The sequence below is a fragment of the Microbacterium sp. I2 genome, from assembly GCF_051364985.1.
Taxonomy (GTDB): domain Bacteria; phylum Actinomycetota; class Actinomycetes; order Actinomycetales; family Microbacteriaceae; genus Microbacterium.
The window spans coordinates 332,485-345,877 of record NZ_JBLWIH010000019.1 but is presented as its reverse complement, the minus strand read 5'-3'; the positions used below and the strand labels follow the sequence as shown (position 1 = coordinate 345,877).

Sequence of the window (13,393 nt, the reverse complement as noted above, 5' to 3'; positions counted from 1 at the left end):
CTAGCGGCCCTGCTCCGCCGCGGCTTTCAGGGCGTCGAGGTCGGCCTTGTGGTCGGCGATGAACTCCTCCTCGAGCGCGAACTGGATGTCGAGCTGCACCTTGCGGTAGTCCGTCTCCTCGCGGCAGTCGAGATCGGCGAGCGCGACCTCGATCTCGCGCTCCCCGATCTCGGCGAGCTCCGGATCGTCCTCGACCCACTCGGTCTGGTTCTCGTAATAGGCGTTCAGCTCCTCGTTGAACTCCATCTGCGCATCCACCTGCGCGTCATAGCCGGGATGGCCGGCATCGGCCATGCAGGAGCTCCACGCGGCGTTGATCTCGTCGAACGCGTTGGATTCCTGGGTCTTGGTCCAGAACTCCTCCATCGCCTTCATGAGGGGCTCGAACTCGTCGGCCATGGCGGGATTCTTCTGCTCGACCTCGTGCTGGGCCCAGCCGTAGCATCCGGCCTGCTCCCAGTCGTATTCGTACGAGCCGTCCTCGTTCATCTGGTCCTCGGGCATGGGCGGGCCGTGGAGAGTCTCGTAGAACGCCGTCTGCTCGGACTCAGGAAGGCTCATGACGTAGTCCTGGTTGGGATCCACCCACTCCTCCTGGTCGGTCGGCGGCTCCTCGCTCATCGGCGAATTGATCATCCCGTAGCCGTACTGGGCCACCCACTCGCGGTCGTCGGGCTTCCACGCGTCGTCGGTACCGAACGACATCGACGAGCCCCCGGTGTTGGGGATGTACTCGAAGCCCTCGTCCGACATGCACTCCGCCACGAGCTCCTCGCGCTCCGCGTTCTCCTTCTCGAAGCGCTCGCGCTGCTCGTCCTCGGAGAGATCACCGCCCCACACCGCCGACATGTACTCGTTCAGCGGCGAGTCCTCGGGCTTCGGGGCGCCGGAGCCCGACGGGCCGGAACAGGCGGCTAGCGTCACCACCAGGCCGGTGGCGAGGACGAGGGCGAGGGGCGTGCGTGTGCGCATGGCGGCTCCATAGGGGGAGGTCGAGCTGCTGAGTGGGGTGCGGCGGCGCAGCCCCGTCACTCGTTTATGTCGGAACCTCCCGACGTCCTGACAGCGCCCGAGGCGACCGTTGCACAACCGTTACATCCGGCCGGCGGGCCGCGTCAGACGGGATAGACCTCGGGAAGCCCGGTGCGCATCTCGACGGGCAGGTGAGACATGTCGTTGTGGGACAGCATCGTCCACGGGCGTCCTTGCTTCTGCGCGATCACCGTCAGGCCGCAGTGCGCCTGGTTGAGGGTCATCCAGCGCCATTCGGGGGCCTGCAGCACCTCGCGCACGAACCATGCGATCACGAAGTTGTGCGTGATGACCAGCTCGTGCACCTCGCCGCGCTTGCGCACCAGGAACTCGCTCACCGCATCGGACATCTGCGCCCGCCCGGCCTCGACCTCGGCCTCGGTCACTGACCCGAAGAACGGCTCGAACACCGACGGAGTCTCGTCGGTCATCCCCGTCGGCACGCAGTCGAACAGCAGGGCTGACGGTTCCGGCGCAAGCGACGGCATCCGCTCCGACACCGCTCGCGCCGTCTCGCTCGCCCTCTCGAGGGGAGAGTGCCACACCGCATCGAACGGCACCCCGGACAGTCGGTCCGCCAGGAGTGCGGCCTGACGACGGCCACGCGGCGAGAGTGGTCCGTCGACCAGTCCATGCTCGGCGTTCTGATGCTCGCCATGTCGCACGAGGTAGATGTAGTGCGTCACGCAGCTCACTCCGTCGGGGTCGCGTGCCCGGACGGGGCACCGCTTTCCACCCTACGTCACCGACGGATGCCGCTCCCGGGGCTTGTGGAGAGGTCGGCGCGTCGCAGCCTATTCCGACGCGCGGGCGATGTCCGACAGCTGGGCGCGGCTGAGCCGGACCCCCACCCCCTGCACGAGCTCCTCGACGTGCTGGGGGGCATAGGCGTTGACGATCGGGGCCGTCACGAGCTTCTGCGACAGCAGCCACGCGACGGCGACGGCTGCGTCGGGCACACCCAGCTCGGTGCCCACGGTGTCGAGAGCGCGCAGCGTCCGGCTGCCGCGACGGTTGAGATTCGCGGCCAGCTGGGCACCCCGCACCGACAGCGATCCGCGGAGGCGCGTGCGCTGCCTGCCGGCGAGGAATCCGTGCTCGAGCGCGTGAGAGGGCGTCACTGCCATGCCCTGCGCTCCGGCGACCAGGCGCAGGTCAGCGTCGAACTCGTGACGCCGCAGCACGTTGAACGGGACATCCAGGACCGTGATGCGCGGATACCCCGCGGAGGCGAGGATGCGGGCCTCGACCAGCTGCGCGGCCGTGTAGCCCATTGCGCCGATGGCGGCGACCTTTCCCGACTCGACCAGCCACTCCGCGGTCGCCAGGGTGTCCTCGAGCGCGGTCGTCGAGTCGGTCGACGCGTCCAGCGACAGGACGTCGATGCGATCGGTGCGCAGCCGTGCGAGCGAGGCCTCGACCGAGCGGATCAGGTTGACCGGGCCGAGTCCGGGGTTGTCGGCATGCCCGCCGACCCGCACCGCGAGCACCACATCGTCACGCAGGCCACGTGAGTGCAGCCATTGACCGATGATGTGCTCGCTGCGGCCGCCCGAGAAGCTGTCGGAGGTGTGGACGGCGTTCCCGCCCAGCTCGGCGTACGCGTCGAGGATCGCATGGCTCGACTCGAGGTCGACGTTCCAGCCGAATTCCGCTCCGCCGAGGATCAGCGGGAAGACCTCGACGCCGCTCTCGCCGAGCGGCACGCGCACATTGCTGCCGACGGACGGACCCTGCACGGGGATGGGTGCCGAGGGGTGCACCCCGGGTGCGGCCGGGCCGATGGCATCCGGGCTCGTCGGCGGGAGCGTCGAGTCAACGCCGAAGTACGCCATGTGCCACCCCCTCACGAAGCCCGGTGGGAGTCTTCGTGGTCACTGTGTCCGCACCCCCCGGCGCGTACTTCGAGGGTAGGGCAGTCCGGACACCCGGCCGCGCACCGGGGCGAACTGTCGATAAACATTACATAACGGTTTCATCACGACAGGGAGTCGCGCAGCGGGTTGTCCTCCGTTCGGCGGACGACAGCAGGCCCTCTGCCCAGACGGCGGATGCCCGCCCCACTCCGCGAGGGAGCAGGACGGGCATCCGGACAGGCGATCAGGCCGCGATGTGACTCAGCCCTCTGCGGGAGCCTCCGGACCCGGGTTGGCCGCGTCGCGACCCTCCTGGTCGGCGGGCTCTTCGAGCACCGGCTCGAGAGACAGCTTGCCGCGGTCATCGATCTTGGTGATCTTGACGAGGAGCTTCTGACCGACCGACAGGACGTCGTCGACATTCTCGACGCGCTTGCCGCCCGCGAGCTTGCGGACCTCGGTCACGTGCAGGAGCCCGTCCTTGCCCGGCAGCAGCGACACGAACGCGCCGAAGGTCGCGATCTTCACGACGGTGCCGAGGAACTGCTCGCCGACCTCCGGGTTCGTCGGGTTGGCGATCGCGTTCACCTGGGCGCGCGCGGCCTCCGCCGAGGGACCATCGGTCGCGCCGATGTAGACGGTGCCGTCCTCCTCGATGGAGATCTGCGCGCCGGTCTCGTCCTGGATGGCGTTGATCGTCTTGCCCTTGGGTCCGATCAGCTCGCCGATCTTGTCGACCGGGATCTGGACGCTGATCACGCGCGGAGCGGTCGGCGCCATCTCGTCGGGACCGTCGATCGCGGCGTTCAGCACGCCGAGGATCGTCAGACGCGCCTCGTGTGCCTGCTGCAGTGCGGCGGTGAGCACCGACGACGGGATGCCGTCGAGCTTGGTGTCGAGCTGGATGGCGGTGACGAACTCGCTCGTGCCGGCGACCTTGAAGTCCATGTCGCCGAGCGCGTCCTCGGCGCCGAGGATGTCGGTCAGCGCGGCGTAGCGCGTCTGACCGTCGACCTCGTCCGACACCAGGCCCATCGCGATACCCGCGACCGGCGCGCGCAGCGGCACGCCGGCGTTGAGGAGCGAGAGCGTGGACGCGCAGACCGAGCCCATCGACGTCGAGCCGTTGGAGCCGAGAGCCTCGGACACCTGACGGATCGCGTAGGGGAACTCCTCGCGGCTGGGCAGCACCGGCACGAGCGCGCGCTCGGCCAGGAAGCCGTGCCCGATCTCGCGACGCTTGGGGCTGCCCACACGGCCGGTCTCACCGGTCGAGTAGGGCGGGAAGTTGTAGTGGTGCATGTAGCGCTTGTGCGTGACAGGCGACAGCGAGTCGATCTGCTGCTCCATCTTGAGCATGTTCAGCGTGGTGACGCCCAGGATCTGGGTCTCGCCGCGCTGGAAGATCGCCGATCCGTGGACGCGCGGGATGACCTGCACCTCGGCGTCGAGCGGACGGATGTCGGCAAGGCCACGACCGTCCATGCGAACGCCCTCGGCGAGGATGCGACCGCGCACGATCTTCTTCGTCACCGACTTGTAGGCGGCGGAGAACTCGAGCGTCGCGACGGCCGGCAGCTCACCGGACTCGACGGCGGCGAGAAGCTCGGCCTTGACGGCGTCCTTCAGCTCGTCGTCGGCGTTCTGGCGGGCCAGCTTGTCGGCGATCTGGTAGATCGGGACGAGCTTGTCGTAGGCGCGGTGCGCGACGAAGTCGTAGGTCTCCTGGCTGTAGGGCAGGAAGACCGGGAACTCCTTGATCTCCTTCGCAGCGGTGTTCGCCACGACGTTCTGCGCCGCGACGAGCTGCTTGATGAAGGGCTTCGAGGCCTCGAGGCCCTCGGCCACGACCTGCTCGTTCGGCTTGGTGGCGCCGCCCTTGATGAGGTTCCACGAACCCTCGGTGGCTTCGGCCTCGACCATCATGATCGCGACATCCTCGTTGCCGTCGGCGTCGGTGATGACGCGGCCGGCGACGATGAGGTCGAAGACGGCCTCCTCGAGCTGGGTGACGGTCGGGAACGCGATCCACTGGTCGGCGTTCTCGCCGTGGCCCGGGATGAGCGCGAGACGGACGCCCGCGATCGGACCCGAGAAGGGCAGCCCCGAGATCTGGGTCGACAGGGATGCCGCGTTGATCGCGAGCGCGTCGTAGAACTCGCCGGGTGCGATCGAGAGCACCGTGACGACGATCTGCACCTCGTTGCGGAGGCCCTCGACGAACGACGGGCGCAGCGGGCGGTCGATGAGACGGCAGACCAGGATCGCCTCGGTGGAGGGGCGGCCCTCGCGGCGGAAGAACGAGCCGGGGATCTTGCCCGCGGCGTACGAGCGCTCTTCGACGTCGACGGTCAGCGGGAAGAAGTCGAAGCCCTCGCGCGGGTGCTTGCCCGCGCTGGTGGCCGAGAGGAGCATCGTCTCCTCGTCGAGGTACGCGGCGACGGCACCCTGTGCCTGCTGCGCGAGTCGCCCGGTTTCGAACCGGACGGTGCGGGTGCCGAAGCGTCCGTTGTCGAGGACGGCTTCGGCGGCGGTGATTTCAGGACCTTCCAAGAGGTCTCTCCTTCTTTGTTTAGGCTCGCACGCGCGTATCGCGCACGAGCTTGTGCGAAGGAGCAGGAACAGGCAGATGTCGGCGCGCGGCATGTCCGCGGGATTCGCCAGCGCTGGTCACCAGTAGAAGACCACCCGCCGCATCGCGTCGAGGAATCCACCACAGGGGACCAGCTAGCTGCCGGCCTGCTCCGTTGCTCATATGGAATTGAGCGGATGCCCAGAGGGCAACCCGAGTCAGCTTATCAGCGGGAGCCTGAATCCCGGCATCCCTGGCGGCGGTCGGATGCCGCACCTAGGGTTGGAGCATGAGCACCGACGACAAGCCGGCGAGCGCGGCATCCGACGAGATGAAGCGCAAGTTCAAGGAAGCCCTCGACAAGAAGAATGCCCAGCGCCGCGAGGGCGAGGCCCACCTGGATGCGGACTCGGGGATCCACGGCACCCACGGGGCCGTCACCAAGCGCGAGTTCCGGCGCAAGAGCGGGTAGGGACGGGGCGACACGATGAGCGACTTCAGGGAGCGGATCCCGGACGACGAACGCGACGTCCCGCTCGATGACGACGTGGAGTTCGAGACTCCGCCTCCGACGCTCGACCCGATGGAGTCCATCGAGGCCGAGGCCGAGGCCGACGATGTCATCGAGCATGAACGGGACGCCGCGATCGAGGCCGGCGAGATCGACCCCGAGGGCTGACGGCCCGCTACCGCCCATGCAGCTCGGGGCCCCGCCGCGCGGCGGGGCCCCGAGCTGTCCTCAGCGGCTGAGCGACTCAGCGGCTGAGCAGCGCTGCACGCTCGCGTGCCCGTCGCTCCTTCTCTCCTGCTTCGGCGACCGCAGCCTCTTCGAGGCCCTGCACCCCGACGGCATCCGGCGCATGCGACATGCCGTCATGGTCGTCACCGGCCAGCGTCGTCTCGTCGAACGGCAGGTCCCCGGCCAGCACGCTGCGTGCCCGGGCCGCGTCGAACTCCTTCGTCCACGAGCCGATCAGCACGGTCGCGACGGCATTGCCGGTGAAGTTGGTGACGGCTCTCCCCTCCGACATGAACCGGTCGATGCCGACGATGACGCCGACGCCGTTGACGAGGTCGGGCCGGTAGGCCTGCAAGCCTCCGGCGAGCGTGGCAAGACCCGCCCCGGTGACCCCCGCGGCACCCTTGGAGGCGACGATCATGAACACCAGCAGGCCGATCTGCTCGCCCAGCGACATCGGGGCACCCATGCCGCTCGCGATGAACAGCGAGGCCATCGTGAGGTAGATCGCAGTGCCGTCGAGGTTGAACGAGTAGCCGGTCGGGACGGTGATGCCCACGACGGGCTTGGAGACGCCGAGGTGCTCCATCTTGGCGATGAGGCGAGGCAGAGCCGACTCCGACGACGAGGTGCCCACGATCAGCAGGTACTCGCGTGCGAGGTACTTCACGAGAGCGAAGATGTTGATCCGCGTCACCGCCCACAGCAGGGTGCCCAGGACGCCGATGATGAAGATCAGGCACGTCAGATAGAACGCGACCATCAGGGTGCCCAGCGCCCAGATCGCGGCGATCCCGGTGTTGCCCACGACGGCCGCAATGGCACCGAAGGCGCCGAGCGGTGCCAGCCACAGGATCATGCCGAGGATGCGGAACACCAGCGCCTGCAGGTGCTTGACGGCGTTCATGACGGGCGCACCGCGATCGCCCATCTGCTGGAGCGCGAACCCCACGAGCAGCGCGATGAAGAGCACCTGCAGCACGCTCTCGCCCGTGAAGGCGGAGAAGAAGGTCGTCGGGATGATCCCGAGGAGGAACTCCTGGGTCGTCTTGGCCTCCGCGGTCGACTCGTAGCTCGAGCCGGCCATGTCCAGTCCCTCGCCCGGGTGGAGCATGTTGCCGACGAACAGACCGATGGCCAGCGCGAACGTCGACATGACCATGAAGTACAGCAGCGCGAGACCGCCGATCTTGCCGACGGTGGCGGCCTTGGCGATCGACCCGACACCCACCACGATCGTGCAGAAGATGATCGGGGCGATCATCATCTTGATCAGGGCGACGAAGCCCTCGCCCAGCGGCTTGAGGGCGACGCCGACGTCGGGCCAGATCAGGCCGACGGCCGCACCGAGAACCACGGCGGCGATCACGGAGAGGTAGAGCCAGGTGTGCTTGTCCCATGCTCGCTTGCCGCGACGGAAGTTGAAGCCGGGAAGTGTGAACGAAGTCGTCCGGGTCGAGAGAGCCATCATCGCCTCCTAGGGGGTGAACAGTCGTTGTCCGGGTCGCACGAGCGGGTGCGACGTGAAGACAGCGTCCGTCGCCGCCGCAGGGCGGTCGACTTGTGGTCGTATTGGTCCCGCCGTTCAGGGCGCCGATGACGGCTCGAGGGTCGAGGATGGAGCCACGGCCATCAACGAGGAGTGCCATGTCGATGCGGACGAGCCCGGGCAGTGCGGCCTCGCGCGTGTTCCTCGTGGTCGCCGGATCGGTGGTGCTGCTGGTGGCCGTGCTTTCGACCGTCCTCGTTCTTGATGCCCAGCGTTCGGAGCGCTCCGAGGCCGAGGAGGTCACGCGTTCCGTCGCGACATCGCTGGCAGCGCTGCCGGAGGTCGCCGGAGCGCTCGGCGATCCGGATGCTTCGCAGCGACTGCAGCCGGTCGCGGCGGACGTGATGGAGGTCACCGCGCTCGACTTCGTGACGATCATGACCCCCGATGGCATCCGCGTCACGCACCGGTCGCCGTCCGAGATCGGCAAGCAGTACCTCGGCACGATCCCCGAGGCTCCGGCGGTGCTCACGGAGGAGTTCACCGGCACTCTCGGCCCTTCGGTGCGCACCATCGCGCCGGTGCACGACGACGGTCGCCTCGTCGGCTGGGTGTCGGTCGGGCTCACCCTCGGCAGCATCTCTTCGCAGCTGCTGCCACGACTGCCGTTCGTCGTGTCGATCGCGCTGGCCTTGCTCGGCGCCGGCGTCGTTGGTGCTCTGCTCGCCCGGCGCACCACCCGCCGGGTCGCGGGCGATCTGCCCGCAGGCTCGATCCGCGACGCCGTCGCCTCGTACGAGTCGGTTCGCACGCTCGGCGAGGCGCTGCGCGCCCAGACGCATGAGCACGGCAATCGCATGCACACGGCGGTGTCTCTCCTCGAGCTCGGCAGGACGGGTGAGGCGATCGAGATCCTCACCGAGACATCGCGGCAGAGCCAGGAGCTGGTCGATCAGGTCGCCGCTCGCCGCGACGGCGACCCGACCGTCGGCGCGCTGCTGCTCGGCAAGGCCGCACAGGCGCGGGAGCGCGGGATCCAGTGGTCGGCCGAGATCGATCCGGCCGCACCGCGCAGCTCGCTCCCGCCGATGGACGCCGTCTCGGTGGTCGGCAACCTGATCGACAATGCGATGGATGCCGCAGCCGTCGGCGGAACGCCACGCTGGGTGCGCGTCGTGTTCGCTCGGGTGCCCGGCTCCCCCGCGCTGCGCGTCGAGGTGTCCGACAGCGGCGCAGGCATCGCCGACGACATCCGGGACCGGATCTGGGACCACGGCTTCTCGACCAAGCCGGCGGGCACGGAGGGCCGTGGCGTGGGGCTGGCGCTGGTGCGGTCGATCGTGACGGACGCCGGCGGCACCGTCGATGTGCGCCAGGATCCGACCGCCTTCGTCGTGACCCTGCCGGCGAGGCATCCGTGATCCGCGTCCTGCTGGTCGACGACGACGCGCTCACGCTCGAGCTGCACCGTGATTACCTCGCGCGGCTGGAGGGATTCGAGCTGGCGGGCGAATGCACGGGGGCCCGGGCCGCGATCGAGGCACTCCTCGCTGGCGCCGACCGGATCGACCTCGTCCTGCTGGACGTCACGATGCCCGACGGCACCGGGGTGGACGTACTGCGGCACGTGCGCGCCCGGGGCGCGACGGTCGATGTGATCGCGATCACCGGGGTCCGCGATGCCGAGGTGGTGCGCGGCATGGTCGCGCTCGGAGTCGCCCAGTACCTGGTCAAGCCGTTCACCTTCGCGGTGTTCCGCGAGCGGCTGGAGCAGTACCGCGAGTTCCGCCGCAGGGCGGACGAGTCCGCGGGCGCGCCCACGCAGGCCGAGATCGACGCGTTGCTCGGCGCATTGCGCCCGGCGACGCCGGTCCGGCTGCCCAAGGGCCTCGCGCCCGAGACCCTCGTCCTCGTCTCGGACGACGTTCGCAGCAACGGCCCCGTTTCGGCGGGTGAGACGGCGCAGCGACTCGGGATGTCGCGAGTCGCGGTGCGCCGGTACCTGGAGCACCTGACCACGGCGGGTCGCGTCATCCGCTCGCCTCGGTACGGCACCGGTGGCCGGCCCGAGTCGGAGTATCGGTGGAAGGCGGAATGAGCCGCGCCTCTTGCGCCGCCCGACGGTTCGACCTCAGGTGACTCTGGACCGTTCCCGCACGTCGCCTCGTCCGCCGATCTCGGCGTAGTCGTCGTGCTTGGGAAGCAGCCCGTCGCCGGCCGTGCGACCGCGCAGGCGGCGCCAGACCCAGGGCAAGGCGTCACGGCTCAGCCACGACCCCGCCGCCATCGGGTCGTCGTCGGCGTGCAGTGCCGCGTCCAGCCCCGCCAGCGCCTCGGCGTCGGGCACGCCGAGTGCCTCGGCGGCGCGATACGCCAGGAACCGGTGGCCTCGCGAACGCAGGTGCACCTTGTCGTCGGCCCACAGCTCGAGATCGCCGATCGCCGGCAGCGCATCGAGGTCGAGCAGGATCGCTCCGGTCGCGCCGGCGATGCGACGCAGCTCGGACGCGTAGACGGCGAACCGGCGCGCGAAGATCCGGGCCGCGCGCCGCCGCGGAAGGAACGGCGTCACGAGCAGCACGTCGATGCCGGCGGCGCGCAGCGCCCCAACCCCCTCCTCGAGAGCCGCCGCCAGTCGAATGGGGTCGGCCCGCCGGCCCACGAGGTCGTTCGCGCCGATCAGCACCGAGACGAGGTCCGGTCGCAGCGCGAGTGCGCGAGGCAGCTGCTCGTGCAGCACGTGCTCCACCCGGCGGCTGCGGACCGCGAGGTTCGCATACCGGAACGGCTCCCGCTCGTCGCGGGCGTGTGCGAGCAGTTGCGCCAGGCGGTCGGCCCAGCCCCGGTACTGTCCGGAAGGCATACGCGAGGCGTCGCAGAGCCCCTCGGTGAGCGAGTCCCCGAGCGCCACGTACCGGCTCCAGGGTCGCGGCTGCCCGGTGGCCGTCGCAGGCATCGCGGGCCGGGTCGCTCCGCGCTGCACCAGGGCGTCGTCGATGGGCCGCAGCATCCGCGCCTCTTCGTAGTGCTCGACCAGCCGACGGCAGACCGCGTCCCACGTGCGGTCGCGAACCGATTCCCGGGCAGCGGCGCCGAACGCCCGGCGCTTGCCGGCGTCGCCGGCCAGGTCGGCGACCCGCGCGCGCAGGTCACGGAGGTCGCCCGGACGGTACAGCCAGCCGTCGACGCTGGAGCGCACCAGGTCGAGCGGGCCGCCGGTGCCCGTCGCGACCACCGGCACCCCGCTGGCGAGAGCTTCCTGGATGGTCTGACCGAAGGTCTCGCTCTCACCCGGGTGGACGAACACATCGAAGCTCGCGAGGGCTTCGGCGAGCGCCGAGCCCGACAGGTGGCCGGTGAAGACCGCCTCGGGAAGAGCCGCTTCGAGCCCGGGCCGCGCGGGCCCGTCCCCGACGACCACGAGGCGCGTGCCCTCGATGCCCGCCAGCGCAGCCAGATCCGCGACCTGCTTCTCGGGCGCGAGGCGTCCCACGTATCCGACGAGGGTCTGCCCCGGTGCGACACGCGCCCGCCACGCGTCGCTGCGGCGCTCGGGGCCGAAGCGCTCGGTGTCGACTCCACGCCCCCAGCGGCGCAGCCGGTCGACGCCGAGCCCCTCCAGCTGCTGGAGCGACGCCGTCGAGGGCGCCAGCGTGAGCGTCGCGCGGCGGTGCAGGCGCGATACATGGCGCCCGACGAGGGCGGATGCCTGCGGCATCCCGTACTTCTGCGCGTACGCGATGACGTCGGTCTGGTAGACGGCGACCGCGGGGACCCGGAGTGCGTCGGCCGCGGCCAGTCCCTGCCAGCCGAGCACGAACGGCGAGGCGAGGTGGACCACGTCGGGCCGGAACTCGCGCAGGATCGCGGCGAGCCGAGCGGCCCGCGCGAACACGACGCGCACGTCGGGATACGAGGGCAGCGGCACCGAGCGCAGCAGTTCGGTGCGCGCCCCGTGCAGGTCGGCGGTGAACTCGCCCGCGCGGGGCGCGATCACCAGGGTCTCGTGGCCCTGGGCGGCGAGGTGGCGCAGGACGTGGAGCACCGACCCTGTCACCCCGTTCATGTGGGGCAGGAACGATTCGGCGAGCAGTGCGACTCTCACGCGACCAGCGTGACGGCCCGACAGGCGAGCGGATGCCACGAAACGACCCTGGTGACGAGAGTTCACCGGATGCACCGCTCCGCGTCACCGGAGAGGCTCCGTTCCGTCGCCGTTCACCCTGGCCCGCTAGGAAGGAGGCGTGATCGACGAGCTGCTGACACAGACGGCGCAGAGCCCGTGGGCGCTCCCGCTGCTGTTCGCGCTCGTCCTCGGCGACGCGTTCCTCGTGGTGGTGCCGGGCGAAGCCGCGGTGACCGCGTTCGGTGCTCTTGCCGTGTCGGGCGGTGAACCGCCGCTGGGCTGGGTGGTGGCGGTCGCGACGGTGGCCGCGGTGCTGGGCGACGCCGCCTGCTATCTCGTGGGACGCACCGTCGGCCTGCAGCGTTGGCGATGGATGCGGGCGGCCCGCGTGCAGTCGGCGTTCGCGTGGGCGCAGGCCCGGCTCGAGCGTCGCTCGGCTCTGGTGCTCTTCACCGCGCGGTTCATCCCCTTCGCGCGCCTCGCAGTGAACCTCACCGCGGGCGCGACCCGGATCCGTGCGCCGCGGTACCTCGCGGTGGCGGGACTCGCGGCGCTCGCGTGGGCGCTCTACCAGGCATTCATCGGCGCGGCCGTGGCGGCGATCGTGCCCGGCGGACCGGTCGTGGCCGTCGTCGTCTCGGTCGCTCTCGCGGTCGGGATCGGGCTCACCGTGGACGCGGTGCTGGCGCGCCGCATGCGCACACGGCGGACCGAATGACCGGCGGCGGCCAGGATGGAGTGGTGGCGGACATGACCTCGGCGGGATACGACGACGACTTTCTCGGCATCCGGGTTCCGCTCCCCCGGCCCGTCGCGGATCGTCCGGTGCGCGAACTGCCCTACCCGCGCTTCACCGTGCTGCTCGACCCGGCGCGCACGCTCGCCGCCGTCACCGGTGTGAACATCGACGGTGCTGCGCTGCGGGATGTGCCACGCACCGGCGAATGGCGGCTCGACACCAGACTGCCCGTGGGAGAGCAGGCCGGGCCCGAGCTCTATGCCGCGAACGACCTCGATCGCGGGCACCTCGTGCGACGGCGCGACCCGGGCTGGGGTGGCGCTGCCGAGGCGCGGGAAGCCACCGAGGCCACCTTCTTCTACACGAACGCGGCGCCGCAGGCGGCTGCGTTCAATCAGTCCAAGGAGCTGTGGCTCGGCCTCGAGGACCACGTGCTCCAGTACGCCGACGCGACCGCGCAGCGGGTCAGCGTCTTCACGGCGCCGATCCTCGCGAGCGAGGATCCGGTCTATCGCGGCGTGGCCATCCCGCGGCGCTTCTTCAAGGTCGCCGCGTGGACGGCTGCCGCCGGCGACCGGATGCCGCGGCTGGAGGCCGCCGGATTCATGCTGGATCAGTCCGAGCTCCTCGACCTTCGGCAGGGGGCGCTGGCCGTGCCGCGACTGGGCGCCTTCCGCACGTTCCAGGTGCCGGTCGCCGAGGTCGCCGACCTCGCAGGCCTCGAACTCGGCCCGCTCACGGCCGCCGATGTGCTCACCGCCCCCGCCGTGCGCGGCGAGGGCGGCTGGCGGCCGCTCCGCAGCCCGGAGGACGTGCAGTTGGGCTGAGCCGCCGGATCCG

General features: G+C 70.1%; 12 protein-coding genes. 6 read left to right on the top strand and 6 right to left on the bottom strand.

What is annotated here, in order from left to right; genetic code table 11:
* From ACLKM7_RS15220 to ACLKM7_RS15205, 4 genes are all read right to left on the bottom strand, one after another.
* The gene (locus ACLKM7_RS15220; protein ID WP_436447996.1) at nucleotides 1-972 is read right to left on the bottom strand and encodes a hypothetical protein; all 972 of its coding nucleotides are present in this window, start codon (nucleotides 970-972) and stop codon (nucleotides 1-3) included.
* A gap of 143 nt (nucleotides 973-1,115) precedes the next feature.
* Nucleotides 1,116-1,718: a histidine phosphatase family protein gene (locus ACLKM7_RS15215; RefSeq protein WP_436447995.1), complete on the bottom strand. Its 603-nt coding sequence runs from the start codon at nucleotides 1,716-1,718 to the stop codon at nucleotides 1,116-1,118.
* A gap of 108 nt (nucleotides 1,719-1,826) precedes the next feature.
* Nucleotides 1,827-2,867 (bottom strand): aldo/keto reductase, encoded by a 1,041-nt coding sequence (locus ACLKM7_RS15210; RefSeq protein WP_436447994.1) that lies wholly within the window; start codon nucleotides 2,865-2,867, stop codon nucleotides 1,827-1,829.
* Between the two features lie 282 nt (nucleotides 2,868-3,149).
* Nucleotides 3,150-5,441: a polyribonucleotide nucleotidyltransferase gene (locus ACLKM7_RS15205; RefSeq protein WP_436447993.1), complete on the bottom strand. Its 2,292-nt coding sequence runs from the start codon at nucleotides 5,439-5,441 to the stop codon at nucleotides 3,150-3,152.
* Between the two features lie 308 nt (nucleotides 5,442-5,749).
* Here ACLKM7_RS15205 and ACLKM7_RS15200 point away from each other — a divergent pair, with 308 nt between their 5' ends.
* Both ACLKM7_RS15200 and ACLKM7_RS15195 read left to right on the top strand, forming a co-directional pair.
* The gene (locus ACLKM7_RS15200) at nucleotides 5,750-5,932 is read left to right on the top strand and encodes a DUF5302 domain-containing protein (RefSeq protein WP_168912191.1); all 183 of its coding nucleotides are present in this window, start codon (nucleotides 5,750-5,752) and stop codon (nucleotides 5,930-5,932) included.
* Nucleotides 5,933-5,947: 15 nt separating this feature from the next.
* Nucleotides 5,948-6,139, top strand: coding sequence for a hypothetical protein (locus tag ACLKM7_RS15195; RefSeq protein ID WP_436447992.1), 192 nt, complete (start codon nucleotides 5,948-5,950; stop codon nucleotides 6,137-6,139).
* 76 nt (nucleotides 6,140-6,215) lie between these two features.
* Here the strand turns inward: ACLKM7_RS15195 and ACLKM7_RS15190 are convergent, their stop codons facing one another.
* Nucleotides 6,216-7,667: a cation:dicarboxylate symporter family transporter gene (locus ACLKM7_RS15190; RefSeq protein ID WP_436447991.1), complete on the bottom strand. Its 1,452-nt coding sequence runs from the start codon at nucleotides 7,665-7,667 to the stop codon at nucleotides 6,216-6,218.
* A gap of 179 nt (nucleotides 7,668-7,846) precedes the next feature.
* Here ACLKM7_RS15190 and ACLKM7_RS15185 point away from each other — a divergent pair, with 179 nt between their 5' ends.
* A complete protein-coding gene (locus tag ACLKM7_RS15185; RefSeq protein WP_436447990.1) occupies nucleotides 7,847-9,109 on the top strand; it encodes a sensor histidine kinase in 1,263 nt (420 codons plus the stop codon).
* Nucleotides 9,106-9,786 (top strand): response regulator, encoded by a 681-nt coding sequence (locus ACLKM7_RS15180; protein ID WP_436447989.1) that lies wholly within the window; start codon nucleotides 9,106-9,108, stop codon nucleotides 9,784-9,786. Before ACLKM7_RS15185 ends, ACLKM7_RS15180 begins: the two co-directional genes overlap by 4 nt.
* Before the next feature lie 33 nt (nucleotides 9,787-9,819).
* Here the strand turns inward: ACLKM7_RS15180 and ACLKM7_RS15175 are convergent, their stop codons facing one another.
* Complete coding sequence (locus ACLKM7_RS15175; RefSeq protein WP_436447988.1) at nucleotides 9,820-11,793, bottom strand: glycosyltransferase; 1,974 nt, start codon at nucleotides 11,791-11,793, stop codon at nucleotides 9,820-9,822.
* Between the two features lie 139 nt (nucleotides 11,794-11,932).
* On the opposite strand from ACLKM7_RS15175, the gene ACLKM7_RS15170 reads away from it, so the two are divergent.
* Nucleotides 11,933-12,532: a DedA family protein gene (locus ACLKM7_RS15170; protein WP_436447987.1), complete on the top strand. Its 600-nt coding sequence runs from the start codon at nucleotides 11,933-11,935 to the stop codon at nucleotides 12,530-12,532.
* A gap of 32 nt (nucleotides 12,533-12,564) precedes the next feature.
* Entirely contained in the window at nucleotides 12,565-13,380 is an 816-nt protein-coding gene (locus ACLKM7_RS15165; RefSeq protein WP_436448056.1) for a DNA/RNA non-specific endonuclease, read from the top strand.
* Nucleotides 13,381-13,393: the final 13 nt, after the last annotated feature.